Source organism: Paraflavitalea speifideaquila (assembly GCF_032395985.1).
Classification (GTDB): Bacteria; Bacteroidota; Bacteroidia; order Chitinophagales; family Chitinophagaceae; genus Paraflavitalea; species Paraflavitalea speifideaquila.
The window spans coordinates 648,336-665,118 of sequence record NZ_CP135920.1; the positions used below are offsets into that span (position 1 = coordinate 648,336).

At 46.4% G+C, this 16,783-nt stretch carries 25 protein-coding genes; 24 read left to right on the forward strand and 1 reads right to left on the reverse strand.

The genetic code is table 11. The annotated features are described in order from the left end of the window. The first annotated feature begins 180 nt into the window (after positions 1-180). The 23 genes from RS881_RS04575 (at position 181) to idi (ending at position 14,964) form a co-directional block, all read left to right on the forward strand. Positions 181-357 carry a hypothetical protein gene (locus RS881_RS04575; RefSeq protein ID WP_315819992.1) on the forward strand — a complete coding sequence of 59 codons (177 nt, stop codon included), beginning with the start codon at positions 181-183 and terminating at the stop codon, positions 355-357. Beyond that, positions 354-773: a hypothetical protein gene (locus RS881_RS04580; protein ID WP_315819993.1), complete on the forward strand. Its 420-nt coding sequence runs from the start codon at positions 354-356 to the stop codon at positions 771-773. Before RS881_RS04575 ends, RS881_RS04580 begins: the two co-directional genes overlap by 4 nt. 64 nt (positions 774-837) lie before the next feature. Beyond that, a complete protein-coding gene (locus RS881_RS04585; protein WP_315819994.1) occupies positions 838-1,113 on the forward strand; it encodes a M23 family metallopeptidase in 276 nt (91 codons plus the stop codon). Positions 1,114-1,378: 265 nt separating this feature from the next. After that, positions 1,379-2,350, forward strand: coding sequence for a helix-turn-helix domain-containing protein (locus RS881_RS04590; RefSeq protein WP_315819995.1), 972 nt, complete (start codon positions 1,379-1,381; stop codon positions 2,348-2,350). Positions 2,351-2,726: 376 nt separating this feature from the next. Next, the gene (locus RS881_RS04595) at positions 2,727-3,134 is read left to right on the forward strand and encodes a TonB-dependent receptor plug domain-containing protein (RefSeq protein WP_315819996.1); all 408 of its coding nucleotides are present in this window, start codon (positions 2,727-2,729) and stop codon (positions 3,132-3,134) included. 142 nt (positions 3,135-3,276) lie between these two features. Beyond that, the gene (locus RS881_RS04600; RefSeq protein ID WP_315819997.1) at positions 3,277-4,635 is read left to right on the forward strand and encodes a TonB-dependent receptor plug domain-containing protein; all 1,359 of its coding nucleotides are present in this window, start codon (positions 3,277-3,279) and stop codon (positions 4,633-4,635) included. A 12-nt stretch (positions 4,636-4,647) separates the two neighbouring features. Further along, on the forward strand, positions 4,648-5,298 hold the full coding sequence (locus tag RS881_RS04605; protein WP_315819998.1) for an HmuY family protein: 651 nt from the start codon (positions 4,648-4,650) through the stop codon (positions 5,296-5,298). Positions 5,299-5,300: 2 nt separating this feature from the next. After that, positions 5,301-5,552 (forward strand): hypothetical protein, encoded by a 252-nt coding sequence (locus RS881_RS04610; RefSeq protein ID WP_315819999.1) that lies wholly within the window; start codon positions 5,301-5,303, stop codon positions 5,550-5,552. A gap of 20 nt (positions 5,553-5,572) precedes the next feature. Next, positions 5,573-5,686, forward strand: coding sequence for a hypothetical protein (locus tag RS881_RS59005; RefSeq protein ID WP_484557653.1), 114 nt, complete (start codon positions 5,573-5,575; stop codon positions 5,684-5,686). A 61-nt stretch (positions 5,687-5,747) separates the two neighbouring features. Then, positions 5,748-6,395, forward strand: a complete 648-nt coding sequence (locus RS881_RS04615) for a heme/hemin ABC transporter substrate-binding protein (RefSeq protein ID WP_315820000.1) — start codon at positions 5,748-5,750, stop codon at positions 6,393-6,395. Next, entirely contained in the window at positions 6,292-7,737 is a 1,446-nt protein-coding gene (locus tag RS881_RS04620; protein WP_315820001.1) for an iron chelate uptake ABC transporter family permease subunit, read from the forward strand. Before RS881_RS04615 ends, RS881_RS04620 begins: the two co-directional genes overlap by 104 nt. Then, positions 7,685-8,479 (forward strand): heme ABC transporter ATP-binding protein, encoded by a 795-nt coding sequence (locus tag RS881_RS04625; protein ID WP_315820002.1) that lies wholly within the window; start codon positions 7,685-7,687, stop codon positions 8,477-8,479. Before RS881_RS04620 ends, RS881_RS04625 begins: the two co-directional genes overlap by 53 nt. 4 nt (positions 8,480-8,483) lie before the next feature. Continuing rightward, positions 8,484-9,530 carry a hemin-degrading factor gene (locus tag RS881_RS04630; RefSeq protein ID WP_315820003.1) on the forward strand — a complete coding sequence of 349 codons (1,047 nt, stop codon included), beginning with the start codon at positions 8,484-8,486 and terminating at the stop codon, positions 9,528-9,530. Between the two features lie 11 nt (positions 9,531-9,541). Beyond that, complete coding sequence (locus RS881_RS04635; RefSeq protein WP_315820004.1) at positions 9,542-9,910, forward strand: DUF6686 family protein; 369 nt, start codon at positions 9,542-9,544, stop codon at positions 9,908-9,910. Positions 9,911-10,284: 374 nt separating this feature from the next. Further along, positions 10,285-11,163, forward strand: a complete 879-nt coding sequence (locus tag RS881_RS04640; protein WP_315820005.1) for a MerR family transcriptional regulator — start codon at positions 10,285-10,287, stop codon at positions 11,161-11,163. 155 nt (positions 11,164-11,318) lie between these two features. After that, a complete protein-coding gene (locus RS881_RS04645) occupies positions 11,319-11,606 on the forward strand; it encodes a sigma-70 family RNA polymerase sigma factor (RefSeq protein ID WP_315820006.1) in 288 nt (95 codons plus the stop codon). Positions 11,607-11,656: 50 nt separating this feature from the next. Next, entirely contained in the window at positions 11,657-11,818 is a 162-nt protein-coding gene (locus RS881_RS04650; protein WP_315825028.1) for a sigma factor-like helix-turn-helix DNA-binding protein, read from the forward strand. A 113-nt stretch (positions 11,819-11,931) separates the two neighbouring features. After that, complete coding sequence (locus RS881_RS04655; RefSeq protein ID WP_315820007.1) at positions 11,932-12,177, forward strand: hypothetical protein; 246 nt, start codon at positions 11,932-11,934, stop codon at positions 12,175-12,177. A 33-nt stretch (positions 12,178-12,210) separates the two neighbouring features. Continuing rightward, positions 12,211-13,038: a phytoene desaturase family protein gene (locus RS881_RS04660; protein ID WP_315820008.1), complete on the forward strand. Its 828-nt coding sequence runs from the start codon at positions 12,211-12,213 to the stop codon at positions 13,036-13,038. Further along, positions 13,007-13,360 carry a phytoene desaturase family protein gene (locus RS881_RS04665; RefSeq protein WP_315820009.1) on the forward strand — a complete coding sequence of 118 codons (354 nt, stop codon included), beginning with the start codon at positions 13,007-13,009 and terminating at the stop codon, positions 13,358-13,360. The genes RS881_RS04660 and RS881_RS04665 overlap by 32 nt, the downstream gene beginning before the upstream one ends. A 152-nt stretch (positions 13,361-13,512) precedes the next feature. Continuing rightward, on the forward strand, positions 13,513-14,016 hold the full coding sequence (locus RS881_RS04670) for a phytoene/squalene synthase family protein (protein WP_315820010.1): 504 nt from the start codon (positions 13,513-13,515) through the stop codon (positions 14,014-14,016). 86 nt (positions 14,017-14,102) lie between these two features. Continuing rightward, positions 14,103-14,348 carry a hypothetical protein gene (locus RS881_RS04675; RefSeq protein WP_315820011.1) on the forward strand — a complete coding sequence of 82 codons (246 nt, stop codon included), beginning with the start codon at positions 14,103-14,105 and terminating at the stop codon, positions 14,346-14,348. Positions 14,349-14,553: 205 nt separating this feature from the next. Beyond that, positions 14,554-14,964, forward strand: a complete 411-nt coding sequence (gene idi / locus RS881_RS04680) for an isopentenyl-diphosphate Delta-isomerase (RefSeq protein WP_315820012.1) — start codon at positions 14,554-14,556, stop codon at positions 14,962-14,964. Between the two features lie 279 nt (positions 14,965-15,243). Here the strand turns inward: idi and RS881_RS04685 are convergent, their stop codons facing one another. Next, complete coding sequence (locus tag RS881_RS04685) at positions 15,244-15,408, reverse strand: hypothetical protein (RefSeq protein WP_315820013.1); 165 nt, start codon at positions 15,406-15,408, stop codon at positions 15,244-15,246. Between the two features lie 84 nt (positions 15,409-15,492). On the opposite strand from RS881_RS04685, the gene RS881_RS04690 reads away from it, so the two are divergent. After that, positions 15,493-16,635: a lycopene cyclase family protein gene (locus RS881_RS04690; RefSeq protein ID WP_315820014.1), complete on the forward strand. Its 1,143-nt coding sequence runs from the start codon at positions 15,493-15,495 to the stop codon at positions 16,633-16,635. Positions 16,636-16,783 lie beyond the last annotated feature (148 nt).

The window sequence follows — 16,783 nt, forward strand, 5'->3', positions numbered from 1 at the left end:
ATCAGTACCTGGAACACTAAATCCCGAACTCGAAACGTTAAAGCTTCCACTACGTAATCGGCAAAAATCAACATTTTCGTGTAGGTTTGTAGCCTTAGCCCTGATTAACGTGGTGCAAAGGTAATTGAATTAAGACTGTTTTAATGATGGAAACAAACCCTTTCGCCCCGGGCACGCTGCATGAAAAAGATCAAATATTATTATAACACCAACACCCTCCGCTACGAAAAGCTGGAGACACCATTGCGGGTAAAACTCCTGCGGGTATTAGGTTTTATATCAGCTGCCATCGTTACTGCCATCATCATTGTTTCCATTGCTTACCGCTATTTCCCTTCCGCTACTGAAAAAGGTTGATTGCCGATAACCAGGAACTCCAACAACAATTTGAAGTACTGGAAGAACGCACCAAAAAGATCCAACAACAGATCACCGAACTGGAAAAGCGCGACAACGAAGTATACCGCACCATTTTTGAAGCCGATCCCATCCCCGATAGCGTACGCGCCAAGGAAATAGCCCAACAGAAAGAAAACCAATTGGTTATGCGTATGGCCAACTTCCAGCTGGAGAATTCCATCGTGGAAACCATCAATAACCTGTCCAATCGCATCAACGCCCAGGAAAGGTCTTACAATGAAATTGCCGAGTTTATAAAAATAAGGAAGAACTGCTGGCCTCAACACCTGCAATTCAACCAGTTAGCAACTCCGAACTCAAACGCGTGGCCTCTGGTTTCGGCTACCGCATCGATCCCGTTTACAAAACCGTGAAGCTCCACAATGGGCTCGATTTTGCCGCCCCCAGGGTACGCCCATTTATGCTACCGCCAATGGCGTGGTCCGCACTGCCGCCAATACCGGTACAGGTTATGGTAACCACGTGGTTATCAATCATGGTTATGGCTATGAAACCCTCTATGGCCATATGTTCCGCATCAAAGTAAAAGCCGGCCAAAGAGTAAAAAGAGGCGAAATTATTGGATGGGTAGGCAGTACTGGTAAATCCACCGGACCCCACTGTCATTACGAGGTCAACAAAAACGGCCGCCACCTCGATCCTGTTTACTTTTTCTACAACGACCTGACCCCGAACAATACGACCGCCTCCTGAAACTGGCGGCCTCCAGCAACCAAAGCTTTGATTAAGTCCGAAAAGTCAGTAAAGTCCATAAGTCAGTAAGTAATACAAATACAGTGTTGTATTGCTGTTTTTCTTCCGGACTTCCGGACTTCCGGACTTCCCGTCTTTCGGTCTTTCAGACTTCTATTCCATTTCTGTCACTCCCCATGACTCTTTGTCTCCCAATGCACTATGACATTAATATGACTTGAACAGGCGCAAACCTTTTAGGAACTTTAACGTTGTAACTGTAATTTTGCACACCATCATGTTACAACCGCCCGACATATTATCATTTGCGTACAAGCAACCCATGATGCAGGGACAGCTAGACCTCCTGTATGAAAAGGAACAACAAATTCCTGGTTCCGTACAGTATGTGATCAGCCGTTACCGCAAACATTCCCAATGGGCGGTAGACGATGCCGGCATGATGGTCTACCATTATAAGAAGAATGAACCCACTAAGAATTATGTAGAACTCCGGTTCTGCGTATCGGGTAATGTGTATTGCCACGAGAAAGAAACCGAATGCGATCAGTGCAAGCTCGGTGCTTCCCGCAATTGCAATGACAGGGTCGATAGCATTGATGTACTTAGTTTCCGCTTTGCACCTGTTCACCTCTCCCAGTTCCAGAAGCCCCGGCGCCAGGACGATGAGGCAAACATCAATGACAATATCCTACAGTTTACCCATCCTTCTTCCTTCTCTAAGATTTTGCCTCTCTGTGGCCGCACCCGTATGGTATTGGAAGCACTCCTCAACCATTCCTATACCGGTAGCCTCGAAAATATCTACATCAACGCCCAGGTACAAATGCTCCTCCTGTACAGTTTAGAGTGCATGCTGGGTGAAGACAAAGGCGAAAAAGCCATTGAAACCTTCCAGTGTAAGTTCCTGGCCAATGACGCCGACCGCGAAAAGATTGTACGCGCCAGGGAAATATTACTCCAACACATCGGTGAGCCCATCACCATTAAAGAATTGAGCCGCAAGGTGGCCATCAACGAATGCTACCTCAAGAAAGGCTTCAAAGAATTGTTCGGTACCACCGTGTTTGATTTTTATCAAAGCCAGCGTATGGAACATGCCCGCTACCTCCTGTATGAAAAAGGACTCAGCGTAACAGAGGTATCTATGATGCTGGGTTATTCCTCCATCTCCCATTTTTCCACCGCATTCAAAAAACACACCGGCCTCAAACCTTGTGAGTTACTGTTGCATTAAGTAGCCTTGTTAGGCTATAATTAGTCGATTGTCATCCCTCGAAGCTATTAACGCAAAAGATTGCCGATTGCCGATTCACGATTCTTTTCCCCATCGCGCAACTCCATTTTCCTGTTTGAGTAAACATCCCGCCCGGCTCCGGTCTACATTTGCTGTACTACCTTAGTAACAGCCATGTCTCCTTGCGGTACGCAAGGGAATAAATAACCTATTATGACTGTAAGAAATTACGGCAGCACCCTATATTGGTGTGTGTGATGCTATGCCTATGCATCTACACATCGGCCCAACAAACCCGGCCCGATACCCTCTCCTGGAAACCTTTACAGGACGTGGTGGTAACAGGTCAGTATGCCCTCAGTCCGTAAAGAATTCCGTGTACAGGGTCCGCACCATCAACCGCGAGCGCATAGCCCTGCGCGGGGCCACCGATATTGCCGGCGTATTGAACAACGAATTGGGCATACGCATCGAAACCGATTATACCCTAGGCGAAAGCGATACCAGGATCATGGGCTTGGGTGGCCAGCGTGTAAAAGTCCTCCTGGATGGCGTTCCCCTCATCGATAGAGATGCTACCAAACAAAGCCTTGGACAGATTGATATCAATACCATTGAGCGCATTGAAATAGTCGATGGCCCCATGAGCGTCATCTATGGCACCGATGCCCTGGCCGGCGTGATCAACATCATTACCAAAAAGGTAAAAGCACCGATAACTTTACCATCAATGTCCGCCTACAGGAAGAAACAACCGGCAGCCGCTATAGCCCCTTTGCCATAGAAGGCATCCACAATGAAAACTTAAGCCTTAACTGGCAACACAATGGCTGGCAATTATCGGCCTGGGGTACCCGCAATAACTTTGGCGGCTGGAATGATACCGCCCCTTATCCCGCCAAAACCTGGAAACCCAAAAACAATGGATGACCGGTGCTACCATTGGCTACCGTTTCAAAAAACTCCATGCCTGGTACCGCCTCGATTACCTCAACGAAGAACTCTTTGCTGCCGGCCCCATGTTTACCACCAGCTACTCCGGCCTCGATAAATATTATATTACCAATCGCTACACCCACCAGGCACAGGCCGATTGGACCGTCAATGGAAAGCTCAACATCAATACCGCTGTTTCTTACCAGCATTACAAACGCAATACCGAATCCTATTCCATCGACTATCGCGCCGGTACCAAAACCGTTGCCCAGGGCGATGGCTTTTGGGATGTTTCTAAATTCAACACCTTCTTTGCACGCACTACTGCCCAATGGCGTTTATCACCGGCTATTTCCGTTCAGCCGGGTGTTGAACTAAAGACCGATAAAACAAGTGGACAACGCATCAGCGGTACCCCTTCCATTACCGACTTCTCCCTGTTTGCCTCTGCCGAATTGAAACCAACCGCCCGTCTATTGATCAGGCCCGGCGTGCGCTTCAGCAACAATTCCATCTATGATGCACCACCACTGATACCATCACTCAATACCAAATTCATCCTGAATAAAAACCTCGACCTGCGCTTATCTTATGCTCGCGGTTTCCGCGCACCCATCCTGCGCGAACTCTATTTCAACTTTCATGATGCCAGCCACAGCATTGAAGGCAATCCCAACCTGAAAGCAGAATACTCCAATAGCTTCATTGGGTCCATCACCTGGCAACAGTCGAAAACGGCCAGCGTAAACATTACCTCCGCATTAACAGGCTTCTACAACGATTACCACGATTTCATCGACATGGCCTTTGATCCAGCCCGCCAGGTGACCACTTACTTCAACAACACCCGCTACAAAACTGTGGGCGGTACCCTGGAAAATACCCTGCAATGGGAAAACCTGACTGCTACACTCGGTCTTTCTTATATTGGTTACTACAATGCCTATGCAGGCGATCAATCGCGCAAGGGCGATCATACAGAGTTTTCCTGGGCGCCCGAAGTCAACTCCAATATTACCTACCGCCTTCCACGCCTGGGTACACAGGTAGGTCTGTTCTATAAGTTCAATGGGGCCCTTCCTTCCTACGTACTGAACGTCAGTGGCGATATCCTCTTATCCAAACTGGAATCCTACCACTGGGCCGATATTACCATTACCCAAAAAGTTTGGAAATACATCACCGTACAGGCAGGGGCTAAGAACCTATTTGATGTAAAGCGTTTGCAAAATACCGCGCCCTCAGGGGCGCCCACAGTACAGGAGGTCCCGTACTTACCGGTTATGGCACTTCCTTTTTGCGGGCATCAACTTCCAATGGTCAAAACATTAATACGATATATCTACTAAAACCAATAATGAATGTCTACTAAATTGAAACTTTCCCATCTGTTACTTTGCACAGCCTTCTCCATTGCCCTGGCTTCCTGTAGTAAAGATGATAAGATCACCATACCGCCGCCATCCGATGGTAAAACCGAAACCCTCAACGGTGGGGCTGGTGGCGCCAATGCAGCTAATTCAGTATACCTTGATATGAGTACCGATAAACAGGATTCCGCCAAACGCACCTCCTGGGACCTTGGCTTCTACAGCGGTACCGATTTTCGCGTCATCATCAACAATACCACCGCAGCCACTGCGAAGGCCATTAATAAAACCGACCTTTCCCTGGTTACCGTAGCCGATACCACCGGTTTTGCCGATGCCCTTGCCCTGGGACAGGGAGCCGGTACATTCAGTATCATTGATGACGTGGATGGCGATTTGACAAAAACCGTAATCCCCGCTGTATCTGCTACCGATGCCGACAATAAAATATACATCCTGAAGCCTTCTAATGGAATGGTGGCTGCCCCCGCGATTGGTACAAGGTCCGCATTACCCGCAATGGGGCTAATTACAAGCTCCAATATGCTAAACTGTCCGAGACCACCATCAAAACCATCGACATTACCAAGGATGGCAACTATAACTTTAAATACGCATCCCTCGAAAGCAATGCCCTGGTAAATGTGGAACCCGTAAAAGCCAATTGGGATATCGTTTGGACTGTTACTACCTACAAGGCAAGCCCCACCATTCCTTATGCCTATTCTGATTATGTATACATCAATTATCTCGGAGGTGTACAGGCGGCAGAAGTGCTGACCAGTACCGTGTCTTTCGATGCCTATGCCGAAGCTAATATACCAGCTACCTCCTTTAGCGGCAATAAAGTGGTTATTGGTGGCAACTGGCGTAATACACAGCCCCCATTGGCGTAAAAACCGATCGTTTCTATGCCATTAAAGATGCGGCTGGCAATGTATACAAACTGCGCTTCATCTCCTTCCATCCTTCCGATGGCGGCGTAAGAGGTAACCCTAAAATTGAATACAAACTCGTAAAGAAAGCATAATTGTCAGTTGTCAACCGTGAGTTGTGCCCCCTCACAACACATCCAGGCAAACGATCCACTATTGACCATTCATCAAGCACAGCCAATGCCCAATAAAAAACGATACCTTCTTCCTCTTTTTCTCCTTTTCCTCTTTTCATCTCTTAGCTCATCGTCTCTTTGTGCCCAGCAACGCATAGTCTCTCTAAGCGGCGCTATTAGCGAAATGCTCTGCGCCCTGTCACTCGAACCACAAATTGTAGGTGTGGATGTAACCAGCAATTACCCCGCTTCCCTACAACAAAAGCCCAAAGTAGGCCATAACAGGACCATCTCTGCCGAAGGCATCCTGGCATTGCGACCTACACTCGTATTGGGTATCCAGAACGAAATGAAGCAGGAAGTGATCGAACAACTAACCGCGGCCAAAATAAAAGTGCAACTCTTAACAGCTGCCTACAGCGCCGATGGTACCCGCCAGCTATTACAAGATATTGCCCAAGCTACCGGCACTACCACTCAGGCCGCAGTCCTAAGAGCTACCTTTGATAAGCAACTGGCTGCGTTGAAAATTACACCCCTCAAGAAAAAAAGTACTGTTCATCTATGCCCGTGGCACGGGCTCCATGACCGTATCTGGTACCGGTACCGCCCTCGACCACATGATACAACTGGCCGGTGCACAAAATGCCATTACCGGCTTTGCCCAATTCAAACCCCTTTCTGCTGAATCACTCGTGGCAGCCAATCCCGATGTCATCCTCTTGTTCGATAGCGGTCTGCAAAGCGTGGGCGGCCCCGATGGCTTACAGACCGTACAAGGCATAACAGCTACGAACGCAGGTAAAAATAAAAGATCATTTCCATGGATGGACAGTTCCTCAGCGGCTTTGGCTTACGCCTGCCCGCAGCTATTGCCGAACTCCATAAAAAATACAATGAACCCTAAGTGGCTCACCATGTCATTGATCATACTGCTCCTGGCGGCTGTTATTACAGCGGCCGGCATCGGCGCTATGTCCATCACTTCCCAGCAGGTAGTGGCCATCCTGTTGGACAAAGTGGGTATCCATCTCTCCGTTCCTTATGATGAAGGCATGGCCAATGTACTCTGGCAAATCAGGTTGCCCCGCGTCGTAATGGCCGTACTCATAGGAGCAGGCCTCGCTGTTGCTGGTGCCGCTTTACAGGGCTTGTTCCGCAATCCCATGGCCGATCCCGCCCTCATAGGTATTTCCTGGGGCGCTTCCCTTACCGCCGTAGCCGTCATCGTATTGCTGTCTGCACAGCCTATGCTGCACATAGACGCCCTCATTCCAAGATATTATTTACTCAATACCATGACCTTTGTGGGCGCTTGCCTCACTTCCTTCTTCGTATTTCGTTTGTCCAGGGTAGGTGGCAAATCATCCATCATCACTTTATTGCTCGCTGGTTTAGCCATTGGTGCTCTTTGCCGTGCATTGACCGATCTCGTTACTTATGTAGCCAATGATGAACAACTCCGCACCGCTACCTTCTGGACCATGGGAAGCCTCGGCGGCGCCAGTTGGACAACCGTACTATCCTTATTACCCTTTATCATCTTACCCCTGGCCATATTGCCCGTATTGGGCAAATCATTAAATGCCTATGCACTGGGCGAAAGCGAAGCCGCTTACCTGGGTATCAACGTAAAGAAGTTGAAAAATGGCATCATTATATTGGTTACCCTATCCGTTGGCGCATCCGTAGCCGTGGCTGGTATCATTGGTTTTGTGGGCCTCATCGTGCCCCACATGCTGCGCAGCGTGGCTGGCAGCGACCATCGCACCCTATTGCCCAATTGCGCATTGCTGGGCGCTACCTTACTTACCGTGGCCGATGTGGTCAGCAGAACCCTGATAGCGCCCGCCGAATTACCCATCGGCATCGTTACCGCTATATTGGGAACACCCGTTTTCATTGCCCTCCTCCTGAAACAAAAAAACAATTGCGTCACATCATATCATGATCACCGTACAGAACATATCATACAAGGTGGCGCAGAAAAATATCCTGCACAAACTCTCCTTTACCCTTCGCCCCGGTGAGCTTACCGTGGTGTTGGGACAAAATGGCGCCGGCAAATCCACCTTATTAAAAATACTGTCGGGCGAACAAAAACCATCTGCAGGAAAAATCCTGATCAACCAGGATGATCTGCACCAACAATCCTTCCGACAACTGGCCCATAAGCGTGCTGTCCTGTCACAACAATATCCTGCCAACCTGCCTTTCTCTTGCGAAGAGATTGTGATGATGGGCCGCTATCCCCATTTTACCAATAAACCCACAGCCCTTGATAAAGTAATTGTTCACCAATCCATGGAAGAAATGCAGGTAGCCTCCCTGGCCATCCGTGCCTACCAAACCCTTTCCGGGGGCGAACAGCAACGCGTACAAATGGCCCGTGTGCTGGCCCAGTTGACAGATAAAAGTCCGCACAACAATAATAAGGCACTCTTGCTCGACGAGCCTACCGCCAGTATGGATTGTCTCTACCAGCAATTGTGTTTAGCCAAAGCAAAGGAACTGGCCCGCAAAGGCCTTACCATATTGGTCATCCTCCATGACCTTAACCTGGCAGCCCAGTTTGCCGATTCCATCCTCCTCCTGAAACAGGGGAGGTTGGTAACTACAGGCTCCGTTCGCCAGGTATTACAACCCTCCTTTATTGCCGAAGCCTACGACATCGAAGTAAATGTGCTGGAATATGACGAGTATGATTTCCCTATCCTCGTTCCCGCTACACATAAAATCAAACCTGTTTTAGTAAGATCTGTAAACCAATAAAGACATGAGTACTACAACCAATATTTCCTTAAGAGATAAATGGATACATTTTCACAAAGAAAATCCCCGCGTGCGTATCCGCGATGCAGCCAGGCAACTCGAAACAACCGAAGCCGGAATACTCGCTTCATTTGCCGGTAGCAGCGTCATCCACCTCAATACACAATTTGCCGAACTTTGGAAACGCTTACCCCAATTGGGTTATTTGATGGTGCTTACCCGCAACGAATCCTGCGTCCATGAGCGCAAGGGTATATTTGAAGAAGTAAGCGTCAACAGCAAACACGTAGGCGTAGTGGTAGGGAAGGACATCGACCTCCGCATGCTTTTCCATTGTTGGGCTTTCGCCTTTGCTGTATTTGATAATGAAGCCGCAGGCTTCAAAAGATCCCTCCAGGTATTCGACCACCAGGGCGTAGCCATCATCAAAATTTACCTCCAGCCCAATAGCGATGAAACAGCTTTCGATCACCTCGTTCGTGATTTCCAACAAGCCCTTCAACCAACCAGTTTAAATATATTACCTGCCCCCGAGCCACCTGTATATGCCAACGAAAAGGCCGATATCCCGGCCTTTGTGAAAGCCTGGGGCGAACTCAAGGATACCCACGATTTCTTTCCCCTCCTGCGCAATTACAATATTTCCCGCCATTATGCCGTGCAAGTGGCTGGCGAGTTTACCCGGCAGGTAACCAACGATAGCGTAAAACGATTACTGGAACACGCTTCCAATACCAGCCTGGAGATCATGGTATTTGTAGCCAATCACGGAAATATTCAGATCCATACCGGCCCCGTCAATAAGATCGTAGAAATACCCGGTTGGATCAACGTCATGGACCCTGCCTTCAACCTTCACCTGCGCCTTGATCACATAGCCGAAACCTGGGCCGTCAAAAAGCCCACCACCGATGGACCTGTACATTCCCTTGAAGTATTTGATGCCGCAGGTGAACTCATTGTTCAGTTCTTTGAAAGCGCAAACCAGGATCCCCTGAATTACCCGAATGGACCCATTTTATTAACACCTTATAATAGTCATAACAATTAAATCCATATTATATGTGCCAGTACCAGACCTTGTTTTATGACGATAAAGTAGGCTATGTCATCCGGTGCCTCCATTGTGAAAACTTCCAGGTGGGATATGGTAACGTGCTGATCAACCTATATACACCCGATTTTTGCGATTTTGTACAATGGATCAAAGATTGCCGGATCGACGATTATAGCGCTACCGATCCCAGCATCAAATCCATCATCATTCCTACCCCTTGCGATGGACTGAAACTTTTCCTCAGCCAACGTGAATTAAAAAGAATTACACGACATGCTCGATACAGCCGATTCCGAATGGCGATCCCAGGAAATGATTCAACTTTTTTTCCAATAAACCGGCCTAACCACCAATATACCCCCAACAGGCTGTGAGCCATTTGAAAGAGTGGTTCCCTGCCCCAATAATCAGTAATCAATAATCCCTCCTCAGCCCAATAATCAGTAATCAGCAATCAATTAATCAGTCATCCTTCAATAGCACTTTTGTACCTAAACTTGTACGACTTTATATTTTCGTGCATACCCTAAAACCAGCAGGGGTAGTTATCCCGTACATTCATATAAGGCCGCATAATGTTGATTTCCAACTGTTCATTTGCCGCCAGGCTACTCAATCCCCAAAAGACTAGCACAAAAGGTGTATTTGTAAACAATTGGTTAATAGTCGTTTTTGACTTAATTTTTATTATATTTGATTACAGGTTTAAGATTAGCGTATCAAAGCTTAAACACTTTACCGAATTACTATGAATGCGTTTACCATTAAAGATTTAGAAAATCTGTCTGGCATCAAAGCCCACACGATCCGAATTTGGGAACAGCGATACTCCTTTCTAAAACCACGACGCACCCAGACCAATATCCGCTACTACAACAACGATGAGCTCAAAGCCATCCTAAACATCGCCCTCCTGAATAAATACGGATACAAGATCTCCCATATCGACAAAATGAACGCCGACGAGGTGAGACAGAAAATAGTTTCCCTTTCCCATGTCGAAGCACAACAGGAACGACTCGTAAATGATATGCTCCAATGCATGGTCGACCTGAATATTGATAAATTTGAAGACATCCTCAACGATTATATTAAAGCCCGGGGCATTGACCGAACCATCAGTTATCTCATTTTCCCCTTCCTGGATAAGATCGGTATACTGTGGCTTACCAACCATATCAACCCCGCCCAGGAACACCTCGTATCAAATGTGATCAGGCAAAAACTCATCGTTGGCATCGAAAGTACCACCTCACACATGGTATTGGATAAAACGGTGATCCTCTTCCTGCCCGAAGGCGAACACCATGAACTGGGCCTGCTTTACATGTACTATTTATTAAAGAATCGCGGCGTACAGGTTATTTACCTCGGTGCAAATGTGCCTTTACGTGACCTTGAGTTCATAACCAATCTTAAGAAACCCGACTACCTCTATACCCACCTCACTTCCATGGCTGGTAATTTCCATTTCGAGAAATTCTTTCACCAGGTACACCACAAAATGCCACAAATGCCCGTCGTGATTTCAGGGCAAATGGCCCAAACCAGGTTCAAAAAAATACCCCCGGGAATGCACCTGAAAAGGTCCCTGACCGAGGTATTGGAGTATGTTTCGGCATCCTGATCTGTAGTGTAGAGCAAAATTAGGCATCACCTAACTAATTGATTTATTACATGTTAGGATATTTAACATATCTTAATCAACAATGATACCCTCCGGAATTAAACAAATGTTTAAATTTGGGGTGGATTTATTTTTAGGAAGTAAATATTGAAGCCATGTCGACGATAGAATTTAACCAAATGCTGGTGAACAATGCAGAGTTTTTAAAACCCTTCGCTATTACGCTTACACGTGATACAGAAGCTGCCAAAGATTTGTTTCAGGAAACTTTATTCAGGGCCTTAGCCAATAAGGATAAGTACAATGTTGGTACCAACATCAAAGCGTGGTTGTATACCATCATGCGTAATATCTTTATCAATAATTACCGCAGGAAGGCTAAGCAGAATACTATCTTTGATAGTACCCCAATGATTTCCTGCTTAATCACAACCAGGCAGTAACTGCCAATGAAGCGGAAAGCACTTTAAGGTTAAAAGACATTCAGCATGCTATACACAACCTGCCCGAAATATTCAGGAACCCTTTCCTGTTATACTTCGACGGGTTCAAGTACCACGAAATTGCTGAAATGCTTGATGAACCACTCGGCACCATTAAAAGCCGGATACACTTTGCGCGTAAATTGTTGAAAACGCAAATGCATCGGTTCTAACAGCAACCAGAAATTGTTCAAAGGGTGGGCATCCATTGCAGGATGACCCACCCTTTTGCTTAAATTAACCGCGTGGGAAAAAAGCAATCGTTATTGGAAGCGGATTCGCCGGTATGTCGGCAGCCTCTTTTATGGCCAAAGCAGGATGGGAAGTCATTGTATTGGAAAAACACCCTACCCCGGAGGCCGCGCACGCCAATTACAACAACAGGGGTTTACCTTCGATATGGGCCCCAGCTGGTACTGGATGCCCGATGTGTTTGAACACTATTTCTCTTCCTTCGGAAAAAAGTACAAGACTATTACACCCTGCAACGACTCGACCCTTCCTACCGGGTGTACCGCGAACATGGTTATAATGATATACCTGCTGAACTATACTCCTTCAAAAAATGCTCGACCAATGGGAGCCTGGCGCAGGCGGCAGGCTCGACAGATTCCTCCAGGAAGCCGCTTATAAATACAAAACAGGGATGCAAAAACTGGTATACAAGCCAGGCCTATCCATCACCGAATTTCTTGACATAGATATTATAAAAGGTATTTTTCACCTTGATATATTCACCTCAGTAAAAAAGCATATCCATAAATATTTTAAACATCCCCATATCCGCCAATTGCTGGAATTTCCCATCCTGTTTCTCGGCGCCCTTCCCGAAAATACACCCGCACTCTACAGCCTGATGAACTATGCCGACATTGTAGGCGGTACCTGGTATCCCCAGGGTGGCATGCACGCCATTGTGCAAGCCATGTACAAACTGGCAACCAGCCTGGGCGTTCAGTTCCAGTTCAATCAAAACGTAACCCATATTGAAGTAGATGCCGCCACTGCCCGAACAGTAATTGCCGGAAACCATCAATGGAAAGCCGATGTGGTCATTGGTGGAGCAGATTATCACTTTATCGAAAATAACTTGCTCCCTCCCAACTACCGTTCTTACTCACAACAATATTGGGAAAGCCGCTTACTGGCCCCTTCATCCTTATTATATTACGTGGGCCTCCATAAACGCCTCAATAATATCCGCCATCACATGCTGTTCTTTGATACTCCTTTTGAACAACATGCACAGGAGATTTATACCACCAAAGAATGGCCCACCAATCCCTTATTTTATGTTTGCGCTTCCTCTGTTACCGATCCATCCGTAGCGCCCCCAGGAGGTGAAAACCTTTTTTTTTCTGGTGCCTGTGGCAGCTGGCCTGACTGGCGATGATGAAGCACTACGCAATCACTATTTTGATCAGATCCTCCGCCGGTTTGAACAACAGATTGGACAACCCGTCGAATCATCCATTGTATTCCGCCAATCTTTTGCCAACACCAATTTCGTACAGGAGTATAATTCCTTCAAAGGGAATACCTATGGCCTGGCCAATACCCTACGCCAAACCGCTATCCTGAAGCCCTCCTGTCGAAGCAAAAAGGTTAGGAACCTGTTTTATACCGGCCAGCTTACTGTGCCGGGCCCAGGTGTGCCGCCTTCCCTCATCAGCGGAGAAGTCGTAGCCAATGAAGTGTTGAAACATTTTTCCTAACCAAATAAAATAACCAAACGAATGAAAGGATTTTGTTCCTATCCATTAAACTCAACAAAATCCACCGTATTTTCAATCCCAATCACCGTCTCAATCAGTGAAATCCATTAAAATCAGTATAATCAGCGTTTCAATCAGCGAAATCTGCGTTTATGATGCGTTTATTTCATAAGGTTAGCCAGCGATGTAGCCAAATCACTGCTCAGGAGTATAGCACCTCCTTCTATTCCGCCATACGGCTCCTCCATGCCGATATGAGAAACCCCATCTGTAACATCTATGGATTTGTTCGTTTGGCTGATGAGATCGTAGATACCTTCCATGATCAGGATCAGCCAGCCCTCCTGGCCCAGTTCAAAGCAGAGACTTTTAAAGCCATCCAGCGATCCTTCAGCTTAAACCCCATCCTCCACAGCTTCCAACTTACTGTTCATCAATACCAGATCCAACACCACCTCATTGAAGTATTCTTTCAAAGCATGCAAACCGACCTGGTACAGCAATCCCACGACCGGAACACCTATGAGCAGTACATCTATGGCAGCGCCGAAGTAGTAGGCCTCATGTGCCTGTCTGTATTCTGTGAGGGCGATCAACAAGTATACAATAGACTCCAGGCCCATGCCCGTTCCCTGGGCGCCGCTTTTCAAAAATAAACTTCCTGCGCGATATCAAAGCCGATTATACAATACTTAACCGCCAGTATTTTCCAGGAACAGATTTTGGTAACTTTACCGCTTCCATGAAACAGGACATCGAAGCGGATATTGCAAAAGATTTGCAGCATGCCCAGGCAGGCATACGCCAATTACCCTGGAAAGCCCGATTTGGCGTTTATGTGGCCTATAAATACTATTTATCCTTGTTTAGGAAAATAAAAAAAGCCCACCCCGCCGAGATCATGCAACAGCGTATCCGTATACCCAATTACTGGAAAGCTTTGATCCTAGTGCGCGCAGGTGTAAAAAATCAACTAAATTTATTATAGCTTTTGGGTCGGTGCTTTATTTTCTCATCGCCTTGATGCCTTAATACTTTATCGGCTCGATGTCTCGTTGCCTCAATGCCCCGGTGCCTTTAAAGAGTTTGTAAAAAGTAAATTACATGACCACATTGAACCAGGTAATTTTAGTGAATGAGCAGGATGAAGAAGTGGGCGCTATGGAAAAATAGAAGCCCATCGAAAAGCTGTCTTGCACCGCGCCTTCAGCGTATTTATTTTTAATACCGAAGGTGAAATGCTCCTTCAGCAACGCGCATTTTCCAAATACCATAGCGGCGGCCTGTGGACCAATGCCTGCTGCGGTCACCCTTCACCCGGCGAACAAACAGCCGATGCCGCCGTAAGAAGACTCCAGGAAGAAATGGGCTTCACCACCGGACTCCAGGAATTGTTCAACTTTACCTACCGCCATGCGTTCGACAATGGTCTTACCGAATATGAGCTTGACCATGTTTTTGCCGGCTACTGGGATGCACCCGTATTGCCTACACCCGATGAAGTCAATGATTTCTGCTTCCTAAGCATGGATGAAATAAAAAGTCCATGGCCGCCGTTCCATTGCAATATACCGTTTGGTTTCGGATCGTATTCCCCGTGTTGAAGCCTGGGTACGTAAAACTGCATGAGCCTGCGCTATGCTTTAAATGAATAAAAATGCATTGGTTACTATATATTGGCATCTTATTAAGTACTTTTTTATGATGGAAGCCGTTACCTGGCTTACCCATAAATTTGTGATGCATGGTTTCCTATGGTATCTCCATGAAGATCATCACCAGAAACAACCCGGTTTCTTTGAAAAAAATGATGCCTTCTTTGTTATTTTCGCCATCCCCAGTTTTTCGCCATTCTTTTCGGTACCCTCCAGAATATATTTTGGTTACAAGCCATTGGTTTTGGCGTCATGGCCTATGGCTTTGCTTATTTCCTGGTGCATGATGTTATCATCCATCAACGTTTCAAATGGTTTTCCAGGTCCAACAATACCTACATTCGCGCCATCCGCTGGGCCCACAAAATGCACCACAGGCACCTTGATAAGCACGAAGGCGAATCATTTGGTATGTTATACGTCCATAAAAATACTGGGATAAAATACGTCGCGATAAAAGCTCCTGGAAAATAAAAAGTGAACCGTTTCCACTATATCATCGCTGGCACCGGATGTGCAGGATTGAGCTTCCTGGTTCGCCTCCTTCAATCGGGCCAATACGACGATAAAAAGATCCTCCTCATTGATAAAGCGCCTAAGCTTACCAACGACCGCACCTGGTGCTTTTGGGAACAAGAGCCCGGTCTCTTTGATCCAATTGTGTACAAAAGCTGGCAACAATTGAGGTTTTTCCACCCCAGTTATTCTGCTACCTACAACATAGAACCTTACACTTACAAGATGATCAGGGCAATTGATTTTTATCAATACTGCCTCCAGATTATCCGCAAATACCCGAATGTGACCATCGAATATGCAGTAATAAAAAACATACAAAACCACCATGAGGGCGCCATTCTTGAAACTGAACAAGCCATCTACTCCGCCGAGCATATCTTTAGCAGCATCCTATTTGATCAACCCATTTTAAAAAGTCGCCAGTATCATCTACTCCAACATTTCAAAGGATGGGTCATTGAAACACCACAACCCCTTTTTAATCCGGCCGAAGCCACCCTTATGGATTTCAGCGTAAGCCAGCAACACGGAACCGCCTTTGTATACGTAATGCCCTTTACACAACACCAGGCCCTTGTTGAGTATACCTTGTTTACTCCTCAGCTATTACAAAGCGGGCAATATGATATTGTCCTTCGGCAATATATTCACACCCTACTCAATAATACCAACTACCAGGTCCTCCATGAAGAAACAGGCGCGATACCCATGACCAATTATCGTTATCCCACCACTCAACGATCCATCACCTGGCTGGGCACAGCGGGTGGTCAAACAAAAGCCTCCAGCGGATATACCTTTCAGTTTATTCAAAAACAAACAGCAAAGTTGGTTGCTGCCTTACTCCAAAACCAGCAGCCCAAAATACAACAGCCCTTCCTTGCAAAACGTTTTCATTGGTATGATGCTACACTTCTCAACATACTTGCTAATAACAAACTGCCGGGCGATTTTATTTTCAAAGAATTATTTAAACACAATAAAATAACCGATGTACTCCGGTTCCTCGATAACGAAACTTCCCTCTTGCAAGAAATGAAAATCATCACTGTCCTGCCTAAAGCCGTATTTATACGCGCGGCATTGCAACAACTAACTTAGATAAGTTCCAAACACCTCTGATAAACAGCCAATAACCGTCTTTCTGACATGCCTGTATCCGGTCAGTATTTATGAAACGCAAGCTCCATGTGAATTTGATAATAATCGAATTCTGCCTGTTTTTAAAAGTGAGGTACATTTTGGCAGA

Coding starts and splice junctions, on each gene's coding strand:
- RS881_RS04645 (WP_315820006.1), top strand. CDS start 11,319: ATGTCGACGATAGAATTTAACCAAATGCTGGTGAACAATGCAGAGTTT.
- RS881_RS04670 (WP_315820010.1), top strand. CDS start 13,513: ATGATGCGTTTATTTCATAAGGTTAGCCAGCGATGTAGCCAAATCACT.
- RS881_RS04600 (WP_315819997.1), top strand. CDS start 3,277: ATGACCGGTGCTACCATTGGCTACCGTTTCAAAAAACTCCATGCCTGG.
- RS881_RS04605 (WP_315819998.1), top strand. CDS start 4,648: ATGTCTACTAAATTGAAACTTTCCCATCTGTTACTTTGCACAGCCTTC.
- RS881_RS04675 (WP_315820011.1), top strand. CDS start 14,103: ATGAAACAGGACATCGAAGCGGATATTGCAAAAGATTTGCAGCATGCC.
- RS881_RS04655 (WP_315820007.1), top strand. CDS start 11,932: ATGTCGGCAGCCTCTTTTATGGCCAAAGCAGGATGGGAAGTCATTGTA.
- RS881_RS04620 (WP_315820001.1), top strand. CDS start 6,292: ATGACCGTATCTGGTACCGGTACCGCCCTCGACCACATGATACAACTG.
- RS881_RS04575 (WP_315819992.1), top strand. CDS start 181: ATGAAAAAGATCAAATATTATTATAACACCAACACCCTCCGCTACGAA.
- RS881_RS04635 (WP_315820004.1), top strand. CDS start 9,542: ATGTGCCAGTACCAGACCTTGTTTTATGACGATAAAGTAGGCTATGTC.
- RS881_RS04660 (WP_315820008.1), top strand. CDS start 12,211: ATGCTCGACCAATGGGAGCCTGGCGCAGGCGGCAGGCTCGACAGATTC.
- RS881_RS04630 (WP_315820003.1), top strand. CDS start 8,484: ATGAGTACTACAACCAATATTTCCTTAAGAGATAAATGGATACATTTT.
- RS881_RS04640 (WP_315820005.1), top strand. CDS start 10,285: ATGAATGCGTTTACCATTAAAGATTTAGAAAATCTGTCTGGCATCAAA.